Here is a 20,134-nt window from a genome sequence, read left to right on the forward strand (position 1 = left end):
CCTAATTCTTTAATTCATTTATTTCTTCCAAAGTAAGAGGCCTGTACTCTCCACAAGGAAGGTCCGAAGGAAGTTTTAAGCTTCCCATTGAGAGTCTTTTCAAAAATAAAACCTCATTATCAACAGCTTCCAACATTCTCTTAACCTGATGGAATCTGCCTTCATGGATAATAAGATGTATCACAGGTCTGCCTTCGCTGTCAGGGGAAAGAACTTCAACCTTTGCCGGAAGTGTCATCTTTATACTTCCATCATCGTTGGTATCACCGATATCAAGGCCCTTTTCAAGTCTATCTATATCGTCCTGTGACAGCTCTTTTGCCAAATGGGCTTCATAAACCTTATCAACATGCTTCTTGGGAGATAACAGTTTATGGATAAGATCTCCGTCATCAGTTAAAAGAAGTAAACCTTCCGTATCAATATCTAACCTTCCGCAGGGACTTAAGCCCTTGACGTTCTCAGAAGCAAGAAGATCCAAAACAGTCTCATTCTTGCCATCCCTGGTAGCAGAAACCACGCCAACAGGTTTATTTAACATATAGTAATGAAAACGGCTATATGTAAGCTCTACACCGTCAAAGGTGATGATATCCGTATCTTCGTTGATATGTACATCTGGCTTGGTTGCTACCTCTCCGTTGACATGACAGCGGCCGTTTTTTATGTATTCTTTTATCTGTTTTCTGGTACCAATATTCTGGTCCCCTAAGAATTTATCAAGTCTCAATGGCTTTATCCCTTAATATTTGAAGGTGCTTGTAACCGGTACAGCATTACTCTGTGCTACCTTTTCATAGTTGTTGTAGCACCTGCAGACAATTGTAGGGTTTGTGGTTCCTGATGGAACTTTTACATTAAAAGACTGGGTGGTCTTGCTTCTGTCCCACATCTGCAGGTAGCAGAAATTTTTGCCTCCGTCATAGCTGTAGCTGAAATAGATAACTGGGCTCTGGTTGTCCTTAGCAGTCATTTCCACAAGGACATTTCCGCTGGCAGGATCGGTGGAAAGCACCTTGATCTCGCAGGTTTCTGGCTCTGTCTCATCCTGGTACATAGTGCCTGAAGGCTTTTTAACCGAGGCATAGGAATAATTTGAATAATCAGCTCCTGTAACTGATGATTTCAGTTTAAAATACTTGGCTATGGCTGTTGCATCAGCAGCACCAAGCTTAGCAAGGAACCCATCACTCTTTACTTTAGGAACATCATAACCATGGTCAAGGTAAGCATGCTCTAAGATTACGCATGGTATCTGCCTTGCTACGCAGTGCCTTATGATGCCGTAGTAATCCTTTCCTGAGCCTCCGACCTTAGACTTTGTGCCCTTCTGATACAGACCAAGTGCATTCCATTCAGCACCAACAATCTGTCCAAAGTTATATCCCATCATGTACCCGTTACCAAAGGCTGAAGTCCAGACCTCTGAACCGTAGAAATCATGACCGGCAGAAGCATTAAAGTGGATACTGTACACAAAATCAGCATTTACGCTCTTGGCATATTTAGCCCTGTCTTCTAAAGAGACAAGTGTATCTGTGGTTCTTGTCATATAGACATTAACGTTGTCATATTTTTCCAGCTCAGCTTTTAAAGCATTTGCAACCTGAAGTGTCAGTTCTTTTTCTGAAAGTCCGTTATACTGAGCTCCAAGATTCTTATCCCCAGTTCCCCCATGACCGGGATCAATTACAATATTTACGGTTTTGTTGGCTGCTTTCACAGTCATGCTATTTTCAGGGAAAAGAACTATAGACATAGTAAGGACTATTGCAGATAGAAATAGACAAAAATACTTTTTCATAACCCCTCCGAAAAATAAGTTAAAGAGCTGTCGCAAAAGCGGCAGCTCAAAAAGTCGTAGCATATCAGTTTAACATATCAAGATTTAAAGACTCAGCTTCGCCACCGGCGTTTCCGTCATCAGCAGGTTCAGTAGGAACAGAGGCTGTTGTTGTGGCAGTTGCACTCTGCTTAAGATCTGCTCTGTTAGATTTGATTATCTCACTGTACTGTGTAAGCGCTGAGAGAATACTGTCATTATTCTGAGCAACCTCTTTAACAATATTGATGCTGTTCTGCTTAACAGACTCGATGATCTCATCGTTGTGCTTGCTGGTTGCGTCAATAGACTGTGAAATAATAGATTCAACATCTGCAAGGAGCTGATCTGTATACTGAACAGCTGCAGCCTTCATATCATTTGCTTCCATCATGGCATTATCAAGAATGCCCTTTGCCTGCATTGCAGCCTGAGAAACAACTTCATTGGCCTGTGCATAAGCCTGCTGCATGATTTCATGCTCATTGATAAGCTCGTTTGTGTGAACTGTAGCTTCATCTATGAGTTCCTGAGCCTTCTTACGGGCGTCATTAAGGATAGCTTCCTTGTTGCTAATGATCTTCTGATATCTCTTTATCTCTTCAGGAGTCTTGCTTCTAAGTTCACGAAGAAGCTCGTCGATCTCCTCTTTATTAACAATGATCTTGGTCTGGGAAAGAGGCTGTGGCTTACAGTTGTCGATATAAGTCTCGATCTCGTCAATCAGTTGTTCAATTCTGCTGGTCATTTTTAAGTCCCCCTGACTTTATTTCGATTCATATTTCTTATAAAGAGCATCAGCTACAAAATCTGAAACACAAGGTGTTATATCCCCTTTGTAGCTTGCTATTTCTTTTACAACTGAGCTGCTAAGGTAAGAATACTTCAGATTAGTAGTCAGGAATACTGTATCCACCTGATCATGTGACAGTTCCTTGTTGGTCTGTGCAATCTGAAGCTCGTACTCAAAATCAGTGATAGCTCTGAGGCCTCTGATAACAATATGAATATCATTTTCTTTACAATAATCAATTAAAAGGCCACTAAAAGACTCTATCCTTACATTGCTAAGGTCTTTCACTGACTCTTTTAACATTTTAACACGTTCATCAAGCGTAAACAATGGAGTTTTAGCGGAATTGCACATTACAGCTACAATCAGCTCATCGAACATTGAAGATGCACGCCTGATTATATCCAGATGACCGTAAGTAACCGGATCAAAGCTTCCGGGATAAACAGCAATTTTCATATCAGTTTACCTTTCTGTATAAGAACACATGCTTATTAGTCTTGTATTCCTTGACTCTCCTGATCTCGAAGCCATAGTCCTCAGCAAAAGACATATCGAAATCCTTTGTACTTTCCACAATGATCATAGTATTCTCTGTAACGTAGGGCATTTCAGAAAGCTGAGAAAGAGTTCTCTCGTAAAGCTCACCATGATAAGGAGGATCTATAAAGATTATATCAGCTTCCTTCTCCTTAATGTTACGAAGCCCAAGAACCACATCCTGCTTGAGAACTGTAGAGACGTCCTCAAAATGTGTAGTCTTAAGGTTCTCCAATATGCATTTGTAGGCAACCTGAGCATTTTCAATGAAATATGCCTTACTAGCTCCTCTTGAAAGAGCCTCTATTCCAATTCCGCCACTTCCCGCAAAAAGGTCGATGAAAACCGCTCCAGGAACCTGATTCTGTATCATATTAAACAGAGTCTCTTTTATCCTGTCCTGGGTTGGCCTAGTGTCGTTGCCCTCAGGCGTAACGAGACGAAGTCTTCTTGCAGAACCTGCTATTACTCTCATACTCTCACCTTTGTTCCCTTTGTATCTCTGCTGGTTATCTTAAGATGTCCGAGGTGAAGCTCTTTTCCGTTGTGTTCTACGGACTTCTCCTCCATGTCATTTAAGTAAAATACATCTCTTATATAATCGTTCTTTCCAAGGCGCATTCCTCTTACGCCAACAGCTGCCTTCTTCTTCTCGGGAACTGTATCCACAAGGAACCTCAAGAAGAAACCATCATTGGAGCGAAGGACAACGGTCTTCTGGGTGTGGAGAATTTCCACATTTACAACCTCATCCCCATCCAAAAGCTTAGTAGCAGCTACAGTCCTCTTAGAAACATCAAATTCACCGCCGTCGACAACCTTCATCATAGAAGTCTTGGTGGTAAAGAGAATTCTGTAAAGATTAAGGTCTGACTGGCTGGCAGCAAGAACAATAGTCTCTTTAGCTGTGTCAAAGTTGCTGACATTGTCGATGGGAACACCCTTATCCCTCATTTTAGCCTGAGGAAGATCCATTGCCTTAACAGTATGAAGGTTACCGGTATTGGTAAAGAAGCATACTTTACCTGTATTCTTCATGATAAAGGAGTACTTGAATTCTGCCTCAATGGTCTCCTTATTCTTCTCGTAGGTGTTAACATCTATGGTCTTAGCATATCCAAATCTGTCCATGATAAATGCCACATCCATTTCCTCGACAGGCTTTTCCTCATAAACAGCCGTCTCGCGGTTTTCAATAAGAGTTTTCCTTGGTTTCTGGTACTCTTTCTTGATCTTTGTAAGGTCATTTACGATAACCATTGACATAGACTCATGGCTGTCAAGAATATCCTCATATTTATAGATGTTTGCAACTGTCTGCTCATGCTCTTTGATAAGAGCCTCAAGCTCAAGGCCAATGAGTTTGTATAATCTCATATTGAGAATTGCATCAGCCTGTGGCTCAGTGAAAAGAAGCTGTGACGCCATTGCCTTTGATTCTCTGGATTTGAAGTTAATGCCTTCAGTATTTCCGTTAACCAGACAGTCTTTTGCCATCTGTCTGTCCTTAGAGCCTCTGAGGATCTCGATTACCAGATCAATAACATTGCAGGCCTTAATAAGACCTTCCTGGATTTCTTTCTTGTCCAGCTCCTGTTTAAGAAGGGTCTGGTACTTTCTGGTGGTCACTTCAAACTGGAAGTCTGCGACAGCTCTCATGATCTCACGAAGAGACATGGTCTCAGGTCTTCCGTTATCAATTGCCAGCATATTTACACCGAAGGTATCCTCCAGCTTGGTCTTCTTATAAAGGAGATTTGTGAAGTTCTCTACATCAGTATCCTTTTTGAGCTCGATAACAATACGGATACCTTCCTTTGAAGACTGGTTTGAAATATCAACAATATCGTTTGTGATCTTCTTTTCAGCAAGCTCAGCCACATCAGACATGAATTTACCGATACCCATACCGATCATGGTGTAAGGTATCTCGGTGATAACAAGATTAATGTGTCCATTCTTGCCCTTTTCAGTTTCTACTTTACCACGGATCTTAATCTTACCAGCACCGGTTTCGTAGATGTCTAATAGCTCATCCTTATTGATAACAATACCACCGGTAGGAAAATCAGGTCCCTTGATATATCTCATAAGGTCTTTTGTGGTAAGTGAGTCATCCTGAATATAGGCAATCTCTGCATCTATAACCTCTGAAAGATTGTGTGGAGGTGTGCTTGTGGCCATGCCTACCGCAATACCTTCAGAACCGTTTACCAAAAAGTTAGGTATCTTTACAGGCAGAACTGATGGCTCTTTTTCAGTCTCATCAAAGTTAGGCAGAAAATCTACCACGTTTTTATCAAGGTCCTCAAGGAAGTTTTCCTGAGTGATCTTGGAAAGTCTTGCTTCGGTATAACGCATGGCAGCTGCGCCGTCGCCTTCGATATTACCAAAGTTTCCGTGACCATCAACAAGAGGAATAGCCTTCTTGAAATCCTGTGTCATTACTACAAGACAATCGTAGATAGAGCTGTCACCATGGGGATGATATTTACCCATGGTATCACCCACTATTCTTGCACTCTTTCTATAGGGCCTGTCATATCTGATACCCAGTTCATACATATCGTAGAGGGTTCTTCTCTGAACAGGCTTAAGGCCGTCTCTGATATCAGGAAGAGCTCTTGCAATGATTACGCTCATGGCATAGTCAATGAAAGACTTCTGCATGATATCAGAATATTCGGTTCGTATAATTCTATCTTCCATTATATTAATCCCTTTCAAATATTGACGTATAACGGATTTCTCCGCTGTGCTCTCGAAATCCGACGGACATGCGGAAATCGATGCGTTCATTCTTCACGCATCTTTTTTCCTTATGTTCGTTCGGTCTTCAAGTTCACAGAATATTTATCGCGAGCGAAAAATTCTGTGAACTTGAATCCCTTTATACGTCAAGTTCAGCATCAGTTGCATGCTGATGGATAAACTCTCTTCTAGGTGGAACATCAACACCCATCAAAAGCTCAGTCATCTGAGAAGCCATCTTAGCATCCTCTATCTCCACAAGCTTAAGAAGGCGGCGCTCAGGGTCAAGAGTGGTCTCCCAAAGCTGTTCAGGGTCCATCTCACCAAGACCCTTGTATCTCTGAAGCGTAAACGCACTCTTGTGGGTCTTACGGTACTTAGAAAGAGCCACATCATCATACAGGTACTCTTCCTTACCTCTTGCAGGAATTGCCTTATAAAGAGGAGGCATAGCAAGATATACATGTCCCTGATAAATAAGCTCCGGCATAAATCTGTAGAATAGAGTCAAAAGAAGGGTTGAAATATGCTCACCGTCTACGTCCGCATCGGCCATGATAATTATCTTGTCATAGCGAAGCTTGTTGATATCAAAGTCATTGCCGTAGCCTTCAGAAAATCCACAACCAAAAGCGTTGATCATAGTCTTGATCTCTGCATTTGCCAAAACCTTATCAATACTAGCCTTTTCTACGTTAAGGATCTTACCTCTGATAGGAAGAATAGCCTGGTAGTTTCTGTCTCTTGCCATCTTAGCTGAGCCACCGGCGGAATCTCCCTCTACGATAAAGATCTCACACTTTGAAGAGTCTTTACTGATACAGTTAGCAAGCTTACCATTTGAATCAAAGGAATACTTCTGCTTGGTAAGCATGTTTGTCTTTGCTTTTTCTTCTGTTTTACGGATCTTGGCAGCCTTTTCAGCACAGCCAATGACAGCCTTAAGTGTCTCAAGGTTTCTGTCAAAGTATCTTGTGACCTCATCACCAGTTATCTTGGATACAATCTTGGCTGCATCCTGATTATCCAGCTTGGTCTTTGTCTGTCCCTCAAATCTAGGATCCGGATGCTTGATAGAAACAACGGCTGTCATGCCGTTTCTTACATCGGTACCGGTAAAGTTAACGTCTTTGTCCTTCAAGATACCAAGTTCTCTGGCATACTGATTGATGACGTTGGTAAACATGGTCTTAAAGCCTGTAAGATGTGTACCACCTTCAGCATTATAGATGTTATTACAAAAGCCCAACACTTCCTCATGGAATTCATTCACATACTGGAAGGCAATCTCAACCTCAACACCCTCACTCTCACCGGAAAAAGAAATAACATCGTGAACAGGCTCTTTTGACTTGTTCATGTCCCTGATAAACCCGGTAATACCATCAGGTTCATGGAATTCAATATATTCCTCAACTCCGGGTCTTTTATCTTCAAAAATAATAGTAAGAGAAGGATTCAGGTAAGAAGTCTCATGAAGCCTGGACTTAATATCCTCCTCCTTGAATCTTGTCTTTTCAAAAATAGTGTCATCAGGAAGGAAATTGATAGTTGTTCCTGTCTCTTTGGTTGTGCCAACAGCAGGTAAAAGACCATTTTCCAGCTTTACAGTCGGTATACCTCTCTCGTAAGCATCCTCATAAATAAAGCCGTCCTTCTTAACTCTGACGCTCATCCTTGTTGACAGCGCATTAACAACGGAGGAACCTACACCGTGTAAGCCTCCGCTGGTCTTATAAGCATTATTATCAAATTTTCCGCCTGCATGGAGCATGGTAAGAACTACACGCTCTGCTGTTATTCCTTTAGCGTGCATACCAACAGGAATGCCTCGGCCGTTATCCTCTACTGTAGCAGAGCCATCGGCTTCAAGCGTAACGTGGATCCTGGAACAGAATCCAGCAAGATGTTCATCAACAGCATTATCAACAATCTCATAAACCAGATGGTTAAGTCCCCTTGTTGTAACACTGCCTATATACATTCCAGGGCGCTTACGAACCGCCTCAAGTCCTTCAAGGACTGTGATACTGGAAGCATCATATTGTTGCTGTACTGACATTTATATAACCCCTTCAAAACTTCTTTAAAATTAGATCAAAAATGGACCTTCCTGGTAATGGTCACAGCCAGAGACCCTGGTCCAATGTGGCATCCCACAGAAAGAGAAAGCGGATCCAGATGCATTTCATGTCCCGGGAATGCTTCCTCAACTTCTTTCTTCCACTCTAATGCAGCATCAAGATTGTTGGTATATGCTCCGGCAATCCAGAAATCTCCGGCTTCCATTCCACCGAATCTGTTCTCTATATCAGCCTTAATGGCATTTATCATAATGCTCTTTCCCTGAGCAGTGGTCCTGGCCTTAGCAAAAGCATCAAGCTTCTCACCCTGTATCTGCAAAACAGGTTTAAGCCTTAAAAGCGTTCCAAGGGCAGCTGCTGCAGGAGTGATCCTACCGCCCTTCTTAAGATAATGGAGAGTATCAAGCATGATGTAGATGCTGGATTCCATCTTATTCTCCATAAGCTTATCTACAATCTCCTGGGCAGATAAACCGGCATCAGCCATTTCCTTGGCGTCCAGTGCAGACTGTCTCTGGGTTACAGAAATTCTCTGGTTATCAACCACAAAAACTTTACCTTCATACTCCTCAGAAGCTATCATATGTGCACTCTGACATGAGCCTGAAAGTCCGCTGCTCATAGGAATATAAATAATCTGGTCATACTCCTTTAAAACCTTATCCCACATAGTCATAAGGGAGTCTGGTGAAGGCTGGCTTGTGGAAACATCAGCGTCCTCAGCAAGCTTTTCATAGAACTCAGCCTGAGTCAGATTGATATCTTCAAAGAAATCCTGACCGTTTATCATAAAGGGCATGGGAACAACAAAAATCCCAAGCTCTTCACCCTGCTTTTGTGTAATTCCACTGTTACTGTCGGTAATAATAGCAATCTTAGACATGTCCATAGGCCGGCGAACGCCGACACTCCTCCTATTTTCTACCTAATTAACTAAAAACATTTTAATTTTATAAGGTCGCAGTGTCAACTGAATTTGCAGATTTTGTGGCTATAAGTTCCCTCAGCACAGCATGTTGTGGAAGGGCCAGTTCAGGGTCTGATGACAAAATCCTGTCTGCATCCATAGCTGATTCCTTGACCAGATCAGAGTCATGGTAAATATCTCCAAGCCTGAAGGAAAGCTCACCACTTTGCCTGACTCCAAACAGATCTCCCGGGCCTCTCATCTTAAGATCTTCCTCTGCAATCTTAAAGCCATCATTTGTTTTATTCATAACATCAAGACGCTTTTTGGTTTCCTCGTCATCTGAGGTATTAATGAATATACAGTATGACTGCTCATTTCCTCTTCCAACTCTTCCCCTTAACTGATGGAGCTGAGAAAGGCCGAATCTTTCGGAGTTTTCTATCATCATTACAGTAGCATTAGGAACGTTGATACCCACTTCTATAACTGTTGTGGAAACCAGAACATCAATATCTTTTCTGGCAAAGGCCTCCATTATTTCATCTTTCTCTTTTGGCTTCATCTTACCGTGGAGCATAGCTACATTCACCATTTCCGGAAGTGTGGCCTTGAGCATATGAGTATAGTCTGTAACATTCTCAACACCATCAAGCTCCCCTTCCTCTATCATTGGGCAGATGACATAGCACTGTCTTCCGGCCTGGATCTGGTCATTTATGAATTTGTAAGCTGTAGGCCTGTAGGAAGTTCCAACAACGCAGTTCTTTATAGGAAGTCTTCCCTTCGGCATCTCATCAACTAAGGAAATATGCAGATCTCCATAGAGAATAATGGCCAAAGTCCTTGGAATCGGAGTTGCACTCATGGCAAGCACATGGCAGCTAAGCCCCTTACCAGCCAGGGCCCCTCTTTGCCTGACACCGAATCTGTGCTGCTCATCAGTCACAACCAGAGCAAGATTCTTATATATAACCTTTTCCTGTATCAGTGCATTTGTACCAATGATACAGTTTACTTCGCCCTCGGATATTTGCCTTTGAACTTCCCTTTTATCTTTTGCAGAAAGAGCTCCTGTTAAAAGAGCTGGTTTAAGACTTGTCAGATTATAATCCTTTATCAATTTCTTAAAGCTCTCAAAATGCTGGGCTGCCAAAACCTCCGTAGGAGCCATCATTGCTCCCTGATATCCGTTGGCAGCACACATTAAAAGAGCCATAAATGCAAGAATGGTTTTTCCGCTGCCTACATCACCCTGGATAAGCCTGTTCATGACATAGTCACCGGAAAGATCGGCTTTAATATCATCAAATGCCCGAAGCTGAGCACCTGTAAGCTTATAAGGAAGCTGTTCCAAAAGTCTTGTCACATCTGCAACTTCGATCATCGGGTTTTCGTTTTTGGCTTCTTCCTGGGTCTGTTTAAGAAGTCTTAGCTTTATAACAAACAAAAGAAATTCATTATAAGCAAGCCTTCTTCTGGCATCCTCAAGCATGGAACCATTGTCAGGAAAATGAACAGCCTTAAGAGCCCTTGAATAATCCATAAGTCCAAGCCTTGAAAGAACATCACCGGGAACAAATTCCTCTATGGTCCCCACATTTAGAAAGGCTTTTTCAACAGCCTTCATAACAGTATTGTTTGTAAGTCCCTTAGTAAGAGGATATCTTGGAAGAAGATGCCCCATAAGAGCAGCATATTCCTCGATCTTATACATCTTGGGGTGATCCATGGAAAAGAAATTTCCTTTTTTCCTGACCATTCCTCTAAAGATATGGGTAGTTCCACTCTTTAAGGATGACGCAAGATAAGGCGCGTTAAAATATGCCATTTTCACCATTCCTGTATCATCCGCAGCTTCAAAAGCTACAATTGAAAGGTTTCTGACACGCCTTTTTGTCACATTGCCGATTATTGTCAGCTTTACAGCACAGATAACATTCTCTTTAAGGTCACAGGCTTTTAAAGGGGCATCAAAAAGATCATAGCCCCTTGGGTAATAACTTAGAAGATCGCCACAGCTATATACTCCAAGTTTATTAAAGAGCTTACCGGTCTTTTCCCCTATGCCCTTTAGTTCAATTATGCTTTCATCAAGTTCTCTTTTCCCCAAAACAAATACCCCTAAAGTTAAAGCCGGACTAAATTGCCCGGCTTTTAATATGTTTTATTCTGCAGAAACTATGTAATAGTAAATTGGCTGTCCACCAAACTGAAGTTCAACATCGCACTGTGGGAAGCGATCTGAGATCCTGTCTCTAAGGCTCTCTGCATCCTTCTCATCAACTTCATCTCCGTAGTAGACGCTTATGAGCTCAAGATCATCATTCATCATTTTCTCAAGCATATCAAAGGTCACATCAGAGATATCAGAACCAACACCAAGGATTCCCTTGTCGCCGATTCCCATATAATCGCCCTGCTTTATAGTTACATCGTCAATAACTGTATCTCTTACAGCGTATGTAACCTCTCCAGTTGAAACAGTTGAAAGAGACTCTGTCATAGCCTCGATATTTCCATCCAAAGGAGCATCAGGAACGAAGTTAATGATTGCTGTGATACCCTGTGGTACAGTCTTTGAAGGAACTACAACGATCTTCTTTCCATCCTCACTGTCTTCAGACATAATAGCTGCCTGGTTAGCTGCGAGAATGATGTTCTTATTATTAGGAAGAACGATTACTGTATCAGCATTGACCTTATCAACTGCATCAAGGATGTCTGCAGTACTTGGGTTCATGGTCTGACCGCCTTCAATGACATAATCAACGCCAAGGCCCCTGAAGATATCAGCAAGTCCTGATCCTGCACATACAGTTACGAATCCAACATCCTTCCTTGGTCCAACAGGAACTTCTTCCTCTGCATCATTCATCTCAACCTTATCCCCAAGAGGAATATCATCTCCTGCTGAATAAGTAGGTGTAAGCTCAGCTGCTCCGTTGATCTCTGTCTGGATCTCAGACCAGGAGCCGTCAGAGTTCTCATGGAAGAGCTTTTCTCTGTGCTCCATCCACATGTTATCAATCTTCATATTTGAAAGCTGACCATACATGAGAGCTCTCTGGATAGCAAGTCCCGGATCATTTGAATGAACATGGACCTTACAGATCTCATCGTCAGCTACCATTACGATACTGTCGCCGATTGACTCAAGGAAGCCCTTGAAGTCGATCTCCTGCTTTACATTAAGAGGTTTATTTAAAAGAACTATGAACTCAGTACAGTAACCAAACTTGATGTCAGTTTCCTGAGTAGTCTCTTTTGCTGATGCTCTTGCACCGGGAGTTACATCCTCATCTGTAATAGAAAGATCTATTTCTTTTCCGAGGAATCCATCCCTTGCTCCCTTAAGAACCTGTACAAGTCCCTGTCCGCCTGAATCAACTACACCAGCCTGTTTAAGAACAGGAAGCATATCGGGAGTCTTAGCAAGAACCTCCTCTGCATAGCTGATAACATCTTCACAGAATTTAGCGATGTCATCACAACCTTCCATATAAAGCTCATGAGCCTTTTCACTTGCGCCCTTGGCGACTGTAAGGATTGTTCCTTCCTTTGGCTTCATAACTGCCTTATATGCAGTCTCAACAGCCTTCTCAAAAGCTTCTGCAAGGATTCTTACTGAAACTGTTTCATGTTCCTTAACAACCTTGGTAAATCCTCTAAGGAGCTGTGAAAGAATAACTCCGGAATTTCCTCTGGCTCCACGAAGGGAACCTGATGAAATAGCCTTACAGATAGCTCCCATATCAGTTGAATCCCCAAGATTCTGTACTTCCTTGGCAGCTGACATGATAGTCATTGTCATGTTAGTACCTGTATCTCCATCAGGAACAGGGAACACGTTTAACTCGTTAATCCATTCTTTCTTGGCATCAAGATTCTTAGCTCCGCTAAGGAACATCTTAGCAAGCATCTTAGCGTCAATAGCATTATTACTCAAAACAAAATCCTCCTGAACTCAAAATCGATCAATCAATGACACGGACGCCTTCGACATAGATGTTAATCTTTTCGATTTCAAGCCCCGTAAATTCTTCTACTTTATATTTAACGTTATCAATAAGGTTATCACATACAGCTGAGATACTTACGCCATAAGCAACGATTACATGAAAATCAAGTTTCAGCTTGTTGTTCTGATCCAGGGTAACATTGATACCTCTTGTCATGGTATCAAGCTTAAGCAGGCTGACAAGACCATCCTTAACATTGACATTTGCCATTCCTACTATTCCGAAGCACTCCATTGCAACTGCACCGGCATACTGGGCAATAACTTCATTATCTATAGAAATATTTCCCATGTGAGTGTTCATAGAAGAAGCCTTCATATTTGTCCTCCTTATAGTTACATACGCCTTCTTTTTTGCATACATATAGTATTATAATCGGTGTCTTCTAAAAAATAAAGGAATTTTTTCATATTCCACTTGCAATATGATTTGTTTTTTGCTAATATATCAATGTTGCGGAAATTTCCCGCAGTAATTTGCTATTAGAATTGATAACATGGCTTATAAGGAGGTGTCAAAATGGCTAAATGTGAAATTTGTGGCAAGGGCGTTCATTTCGGAAACAACGTAAGCCATTCTCATAGAAGATCTAACAGAGTTTGGAAGTCAAACGTTCAGCACGTAGCAGTTAAGGTTAACGGCGCTACTAAGAGAATGCACGTATGCTCAAGCTGCCTTAGATCCAACAAAGTTGAAAGAGCTTGATAATTTAATTAAGTACAAAATAAAAATCACTCGGTTATGCCGGGTGATTTTTTTGTGCTCTTTTTCAAAAGAAATATCAAACAGAAAAGCCAAATAGTGCAAGCTTTGAAATAACAAGCTCTCTCACTATTATTCCCATCTCTTCCTTTTCTTCTTTTGGAATACTTACAAATTCTGTTATTGAATATAGCTTTTCCTTGAAACCTTTATCTCTTTTATTAGGATCTTTGTACTGCGATACTCTTACCCTGCATCTTAGCTGCTTATATATCTCGTAGTCAAAAGTATCTTTTTCCAGGTAATAGATGTGGCTCTCCAGTGTGGTTTCAAGTCCAACCTGTTCCTTCAGATACTTGGTGATGATGGACTTAAATTTAAAAGGAACCATTTCATTGTCCAAAAGTTCCAGGTAGTTGTACCTGCCACCGAAGTAGTGCCTTTCTATATCCTGCATGTAGTACTTAAAATCGTCTTCGTTAACTATATTTCTCATTTATCTTCTTTTCCGCTGTCCAGGTCTTCAATATTGTCACCGGAAAACTTGATCGCAGACCTTATTTTCTCTTCATCCCAGCCAGTCTCTTCCATAAGCTCTTCCACTGTCACCTTGCGCCTGAGGTCCTCTGACAGCTCTTTTGCCTTATCAGCCACCTCGTTAACAAGAGAAAGAACCTTCTGCATTCCGGTATCTTCAGCAAGATTCTCTTCTATTATGCGCTCCATGGCATCAAGCATAAGCTTATAAAGAAATCCTTCAACCTCTGAAGGTTCTCCGACAGCATCAAGCATAGTTACGCCCTTAGTCAGCGCTACATTCCCTTCGCCAATAAGATCCTCAAGAAAAACACCCTGCTCAGAATACATTCTGGCAACGTCAACCACAAGTGGAAGGTAATTCTCGATAAGCTTGGCCTGGGCCTCCTTATCTCCTGCAATTGCAGCCATAGAAACTGCTTCCTTCTCGCCATCAGAAAGATTATGAAGACCTTCGAGGCTCTCAAGGTAATCATTTAAATAGTTGGTCTCTTCCTCTGTGAGGTTTTCAGTTGTATCAACTGCTTCATCAATGCCGATATTGTGCTTTGAAAGATAGTCAAAGACCATATTCAGCTGGTTTTCATCCAGCTCCAGTTCTGAAAATGCAAGCTCAACCTGCTCTTTAGAGATGACATTTCTGTTCTCTCTTGCAGTTCTTGTTACAAGCTTTAAAATTTCAGCAAACTCTTTTTCTTTATTATCTAAGTTTCCCATATAACTCCTTATTTAACGTGCTGATGTGTGAACAGATGATCCTGGCAGTACTCATAGTTACCATTACACTTTGAACAGAATCTGAACTCAAGATTTGGATCATCCTCTTCGGATCTTCCGCAGACAGCGCATTTATGTCTTGTTATTCCTCTTGGTGTCATCTTAACGCTTTGCTTATAGGTCTCTCTTCTCTTTGCCTCATGAGGCTTTAAGTGATTAAGCTTTCCTGTCTGAAGATAGAAAAGAACTACGTTAATAAACTGGAAAAGAATTGCAAATAGTACAGCATAATTTCCACCGATAATTCCATCGTATACAGCCTGGAATCCAAGGAATGCTGCGTAGAAAATTCCAATGTACTTCACCTTTACAGGAATGATGAAATACAAAAGGATCTGCATGTCTGGGTAACAGATGGCAAAAATAAGAAATACTGCTTCCTGAAGGTAATAAGTATAGAATACCCTCGAAAGGCTTGCCATCAAAACTTCCAGCATCTGAACATTTCCGCCAAGTACCAAAAAGTAGACTCCATAGGTCGCAAAAGCAGCCAGGATCATAAGCAGAAATCCACCAAAAATAAATACGTTGTACCTGAAGGTTCCAATTGTCCTCTCCATGGTAGTACCAATGAAGAAATAGAAAAACAAAGTGATTATTGTAAAGATACTAAGTCTTGCAGGCGGGATAAGAACCCAGGAAAAAAGACGCCAAATCTGAGCGCCATGAAGTATCCTGTAGGGATCAAGTGTAAGGTACTGGGTTAAATTAAGACCTGTCAGCGACATTAGCTGAAGCAGATATCCTGTAATAAAAAGTCCTATGATGTAGAAAGTCAGATTAGGAACGGCATATTTGCCGAATTTTCTTTCCATTTCATTCATAAAATTACTCATATGTTCGTTTTCCTTATAATTGATTTTTCATTACTACTGAATTATAATCATAGAGATTGTCTTCTGCAACATTTAATTAGAAGAAAATGAGGTATTTACATGATTTCCAAGGATTACACATTAGGAATTGATATTGGTTCCACAACCGTTAAGATTGCTCTTTTAGATAAGGAAAAGTCTATCGTTTTTTCTGATTATAAAAGACATTTTGCTAATATTCAGGAGACTTTAGCAGAGCTCCTTTCTGAGGCAAAAGAAAAGTGTGGAAACATAACTCTTCATCCAGTTATAACAGGTTCCGGCGGACTTACACTTGCTAAGCACCTGGAAGTTCCATTTGTTCAGGAGGTTGTTGCTGTTTCTACTTCACTTAAAGCTCTTGCACCAAAGACTGATGTTGCGATCGAGCTTGGAGGTGAAGATGCCAAGATCATCTACTTTGAAGATGGCAATGTTGAGCAGCGAATGAACGGAATCTGTGCCGGTGGTACAGGATCATTTATAGACCAGATGGCATCTCTTTTGCAGACAGATGCAACAGGTCTTAATGAGTATGCTAAAAACTACAATTCTTTATATACAATTGCTGCAAGATGCGGAGTATTTGCCAAGTCTGATATTCAGCCACTTATCAATGAGGGTGCCACTAAGGAAGATCTTTCTGCATCCATATTCCAGGCTGTAGTAAACCAGACAATTTCAGGACTTGCCTGTGGTAAGCCAATCCGTGGGCATGTAGCTTTCCTTGGTGGTCCTCTTCACTTCCTGGATCAGCTTAAGGTTGCATTTATAAGAACCCTGAAGCTGGACGAGGAACACACCATTGAACTTGATAACTCACATCTTTTTGCAGCTATCGGTTCAGCTCTTAATGCCAGCGAAGAGACTTCCTACTCCATGAACGAGATGGTTGATAAGCTCTCTGGAAAGATTGTAATGGAGGCTGAGGTTTCACGTCTTGATCCACTGTTTAAGAGCGAGGATGAATATAAATCCTTTAAGGCTCGTCAGGATAAATACAGAATAAAAACCCGTAAGCTTGATGATTATGTAGGAAATGCCTTCCTTGGAATCGATGCAGGATCTACTACAACAAAATGTGCCCTCATCAGCGAAGACGGTGATCTTCTCTACTCCTTCTATTCAAGCAATAATGGTTCACCACTTAAGACAGCAATCTCCTCTATCCAGGAGATCTATAAATTGATGCCAAAGGGCGTTCGTATTGCAAGAAGCTGCTCTACAGGTTATGGCGAAGCTCTTCTTAAGTCTGCTCTCCTTCTTGATGATGGAGAGGTTGAGACCATTGCCCACTACAATGCTGCTGCATTCTTTGACCCTAAGGTTGACTGTATCCTTGATATTGGTGGTCAGGATATGAAGTGCATTCACATCAAAAATAATTCCGTTGATTCCGTTCAGCTTAATGAAGCATGTTCTTCAGGCTGCGGATCCTTTATTGAGACCTTTGCCAAGTCTCTTGACTATTCTGTTCAGGACTTTGCCAAGGTTGCTCTCTATGCTAAGTCTCCTGTAGACCTTGGTACCAGATGTACTGTATTTATGAATTCAAGAGTTAAGCAGGCCCAGAAGGAAGGCGCTGATGTAGCTGATATATCCTCAGGTCTTGCATATTCTGTAATCAAGAATGCACTCTTTAAGGTTATCAAGGTATCTGATGCCAAGGATCTTGGAGAGCACATTGTTGTTCAGGGTGGTACCTTCTATAATGATGCAGTTCTCAAGGCCTTTGAGATCATCTCAGGTGCTGAAGCTATAAGACCTGACATTGCTGGTATCATGGGCGCATTTGGTGCGGCTCTCATTGCCAGGGAGCGATTTGAAGAGACTAAGGATTACAAGACAACTATGCTGTCTATCGACCAGATCAATTCTCTTCAGTACTCAACCAGCATGACAACCTGTCAGGGTTGTACAAACCACTGCAGACTTACCATCAACAAGTTTACCGGTGGTCGTCAGCATATTTCAGGTAACAGATGCGAAAGAGGTATCGGTAAGGTTAAAAATGCTGACAATATCCCTAACCTCTTTGACTATAAATACAAGAGAATCTTTGGCTATGAGCCTTTAGAAGCTGACAAGGCAACCAGGGGAACTGTTGGTATTCCTAGGGTACTTAATTTCTATGAGAACTACCCTTTCTGGTTTACATTCTTTACAAAGCTTGGCTATAAGGTTGTTCTTTCACCAAGATCAACACATCAGATCTACGAGCTTGGTATTGAATCCATCCCCAGCGAATCTGAGTGTTACCCAGCTAAGATCTCCCACGGTCATGTTGAATGGCTTATAAGACAGAAGGTAGATTTCATCTTCTATCCAGGCCTTTTCTATGAGCGCCAGGAAGTTGAAGGTGCAACCAACCACTACAACTGCCCAATTGTTACTTCTTATTCAGAGAATATCAAAAACAATGTTGAGTCTATTACAGACGGAAAAGTGAAGCTTAGAAATCCTTTCATGGCTTTCACTAATATCGACACTGTGACTGATGCTCTGGTAAAAGAGTTTTCAGAGATCCCTGCAGAAGAAGTCATCGCTGCAGCTAAGGATGGCTGGGAAGAAATGGCTGTTGCCAGAAAAGATGTACAGCAAAAGGGTGAAGAAACCCTTAAGTGGATGGAGGAAAACGGCAGACATGGAATTGTTCTTGCCGGAAGACCATACCACGTTGATCCTGAGATCAACCATGGAATCCCTGATATGATCTGCTCCTATGGAGTTGCTGTACTGACTGAGGATTCTGTTTCTCATCTTGGTAAGCCAGAGCGTCCACTTATAGTTTCTGACCAGTGGATGTATCATTCTAGACTTTATGCAGCAGCAAGCTTTGTAAGAGAAAGGGATGATCTTGATCTTATTCAGCTTAATTCCTTTGGATGTGGTCTTGATGCTGTAACAACAGACCAGGTTAATGATATCCTGTCAGGTTCTGACAAGATTTATACCTGCCTTAAGATTGATGAAGTAAACAGCCTTGGAAGTGCAAGGATCAGAGTTCGTTCACTTCTTGCAGCAATTCGTGTCCGCAAGCAGAAAAACCAGCCAAGGACCATCCGTTCCACTGCTAATAACAGAGTACTTTTCACTGAGGAAATGAGAAAGAACTATACTCTTCTTTGCCCTCAGATGTCACCTATACATTTTGATATCTTAGAACCTGCCTTTGCTGCCTGTGGTTACAATTTTGTAGTAATGCAAAATGATAACAGACATGCAATTGACATGGGACTTAAGTACGTAAATAATGACGCCTGCTATCCTTCTCTTTGGGTTGTAGGTCAGATTATGGATGAGCTCCACTCAGGAAAATACGACCTTAACAAGACTGCTGTTATCATGTCCCAGACCGGAGGCGGATGCAGAGCCACTAACTATGTCGGATTTATCAGAAGAGCCCTTAAAAAGGCCGGTATGGAGCAGATCCCTGTTGTATCACTTAACCTCTCCAAACTGGAAGCTAATCCCGGTTTCCACATCAATGCCGAGATGTTCATGAGAGCTGCTTATGGTGCTATATTCGGTGATATCTTCATGAGATGTGTCTACAGAATGCGCCCTTATGAAGCTGTAAAAGGATCTGTTGATGCCTGTCACAAAAAATGGCTTGAAGTCACAAAAGAATTTGTCACAGCTAAGCATATGAGCTTTATTAAGTTCCAGAAAATCTGCCGTGAGATCATAGAAGACTTTGATAAGATTGAGCTTTTGAATATTGTTAAGCCAAGAGTTGGTGTTGTAGGCGAGATCCTTGTAAAGTTTGCTCCTGCAGCCAACAACCATCTGGTAGAGCTTCTTGAAGCAGAAGGTGCAGAGGCTGTTGTTCCTGATCTTATGGACTTCATGCTCTACTGCTTCTACAACCAAATCTACAAGGCAGCTGAGCTTGGTACCTCCAAAAAGACTGCTCTTCTTATGAGAGGCGCAATCTGGGGAATCGAAAGACTTCGTGGTGCAGCTACTAAGGCATTTACAAAGAGTGTACACTTTGATCCTCCAACAAGTATCTATGAACTGGTTAAATATGCTGAGCCTATAGTATCTATAGGTAATCAGACCGGTGAGGGCTGGTTCCTTACAGGAGAAATGGTAGAACTTATTAAAGAAGGTGCTACCAATATCGTCTGCACACAGCCTTTTGGATGCCTTCCAAACCACGTTGTTGGAAAGGGTGTTATCAAGCAGATGCGCCACATGTACCCTGGTTGCAATATTGTGGCCATCGACTACGATCCAGGTGCATCAGAGGTTAACCAGCTTAACAGAATTAAACTCATGCTCTCTACAGCCCAGAAAAAGGTTGATGATCTTGAGAAAAAAGCAATGTAATAATGCATCA

General features: G+C 41.6%; 16 protein-coding genes. 2 read left to right on the top strand and 14 right to left on the bottom strand.

What is annotated here, in order from left to right:
• Position 1: 1 nt before the first annotated feature.
• The 11 genes from BO18_RS29255 to BO18_RS29305 form a co-directional block, all read right to left on the bottom strand.
• Positions 2 to 730 (bottom strand): pseudouridine synthase, encoded by a 729-nt coding sequence (locus BO18_RS29255; RefSeq protein ID WP_034452224.1) that lies wholly within the window; start codon positions 728 to 730, stop codon positions 2 to 4.
• Between the two features lie 12 nt (positions 731 to 742).
• Positions 743 to 1,804: an N-acetylmuramoyl-L-alanine amidase family protein gene (locus BO18_RS33810; RefSeq protein ID WP_051689294.1), complete on the bottom strand. Its 1,062-nt coding sequence runs from the start codon at positions 1,802 to 1,804 to the stop codon at positions 743 to 745.
• Between the two features lie 64 nt (positions 1,805 to 1,868).
• Complete coding sequence (locus tag BO18_RS29265; protein WP_034452225.1) at positions 1,869 to 2,570, bottom strand: hypothetical protein; 702 nt, start codon at positions 2,568 to 2,570, stop codon at positions 1,869 to 1,871.
• Positions 2,571 to 2,588: 18 nt separating this feature from the next.
• Complete coding sequence (coaD, locus tag BO18_RS29270) at positions 2,589 to 3,074, bottom strand: pantetheine-phosphate adenylyltransferase (protein WP_034452227.1); 486 nt, start codon at positions 3,072 to 3,074, stop codon at positions 2,589 to 2,591.
• A 1-nt stretch (position 3,075) separates the two neighbouring features.
• Positions 3,076 to 3,630, bottom strand: coding sequence for a 16S rRNA (guanine(966)-N(2))-methyltransferase RsmD (gene rsmD, locus BO18_RS29275; protein ID WP_034452229.1), 555 nt, complete (start codon positions 3,628 to 3,630; stop codon positions 3,076 to 3,078).
• Positions 3,627 to 5,864 (bottom strand): DNA gyrase/topoisomerase IV subunit A, encoded by a 2,238-nt coding sequence (locus BO18_RS29280; protein ID WP_066738519.1) that lies wholly within the window; start codon positions 5,862 to 5,864, stop codon positions 3,627 to 3,629. The genes rsmD and BO18_RS29280 overlap by 4 nt, the downstream gene beginning before the upstream one ends.
• 181 nt (positions 5,865 to 6,045) lie before the next feature.
• Positions 6,046 to 7,968, bottom strand: a complete 1,923-nt coding sequence (locus tag BO18_RS29285; RefSeq protein WP_034452231.1) for a DNA gyrase/topoisomerase IV subunit B — start codon at positions 7,966 to 7,968, stop codon at positions 6,046 to 6,048.
• 35 nt (positions 7,969 to 8,003) lie between these two features.
• Positions 8,004 to 8,873, bottom strand: a complete 870-nt coding sequence (locus BO18_RS29290) for a DegV family protein (RefSeq protein WP_034452571.1) — start codon at positions 8,871 to 8,873, stop codon at positions 8,004 to 8,006.
• Positions 8,874 to 8,940: 67 nt separating this feature from the next.
• Positions 8,941 to 11,010, bottom strand: coding sequence for an ATP-dependent DNA helicase RecG (gene recG, locus BO18_RS29295; RefSeq protein WP_034452233.1), 2,070 nt, complete (start codon positions 11,008 to 11,010; stop codon positions 8,941 to 8,943).
• A gap of 54 nt (positions 11,011 to 11,064) precedes the next feature.
• On the bottom strand, positions 11,065 to 12,846 hold the full coding sequence (locus BO18_RS29300; protein ID WP_034452235.1) for a DAK2 domain-containing protein: 1,782 nt from the start codon (positions 12,844 to 12,846) through the stop codon (positions 11,065 to 11,067).
• A gap of 28 nt (positions 12,847 to 12,874) precedes the next feature.
• Positions 12,875 to 13,237, bottom strand: coding sequence for an Asp23/Gls24 family envelope stress response protein (locus BO18_RS29305; RefSeq protein WP_034452237.1), 363 nt, complete (start codon positions 13,235 to 13,237; stop codon positions 12,875 to 12,877).
• Between the two features lie 201 nt (positions 13,238 to 13,438).
• Here BO18_RS29305 and rpmB point away from each other — a divergent pair, with 201 nt between their 5' ends.
• Entirely contained in the window at positions 13,439 to 13,624 is a 186-nt protein-coding gene (gene rpmB / locus BO18_RS29310) for a 50S ribosomal protein L28 (RefSeq protein ID WP_034452238.1), read from the top strand.
• A gap of 76 nt (positions 13,625 to 13,700) precedes the next feature.
• Here the strand turns inward: rpmB and BO18_RS29315 are convergent, their stop codons facing one another.
• The 3 genes from BO18_RS29315 to BO18_RS29325 are packed head-to-tail and all read right to left on the bottom strand — an operon-like array spanning position 13,701 to position 15,771.
• Positions 13,701 to 14,117 carry a hypothetical protein gene (locus tag BO18_RS29315; RefSeq protein WP_034452240.1) on the bottom strand — a complete coding sequence of 139 codons (417 nt, stop codon included), beginning with the start codon at positions 14,115 to 14,117 and terminating at the stop codon, positions 13,701 to 13,703.
• The gene (locus BO18_RS29320; protein WP_034452242.1) at positions 14,114 to 14,875 is read right to left on the bottom strand and encodes a hypothetical protein; all 762 of its coding nucleotides are present in this window, start codon (positions 14,873 to 14,875) and stop codon (positions 14,114 to 14,116) included. The genes BO18_RS29315 and BO18_RS29320 overlap by 4 nt, the downstream gene beginning before the upstream one ends.
• 8 nt (positions 14,876 to 14,883) lie before the next feature.
• Positions 14,884 to 15,771 carry a hypothetical protein gene (locus BO18_RS29325; protein WP_034452244.1) on the bottom strand — a complete coding sequence of 296 codons (888 nt, stop codon included), beginning with the start codon at positions 15,769 to 15,771 and terminating at the stop codon, positions 14,884 to 14,886.
• 99 nt (positions 15,772 to 15,870) lie between these two features.
• On the opposite strand from BO18_RS29325, the gene BO18_RS29330 reads away from it, so the two are divergent.
• Complete coding sequence (locus tag BO18_RS29330; RefSeq protein ID WP_034452247.1) at positions 15,871 to 20,124, top strand: 2-hydroxyacyl-CoA dehydratase; 4,254 nt, start codon at positions 15,871 to 15,873, stop codon at positions 20,122 to 20,124.
• Positions 20,125 to 20,134 lie beyond the last annotated feature (10 nt).

The sequence above is a fragment of the Butyrivibrio sp. AE2032 genome (genome assembly GCF_000702965.1).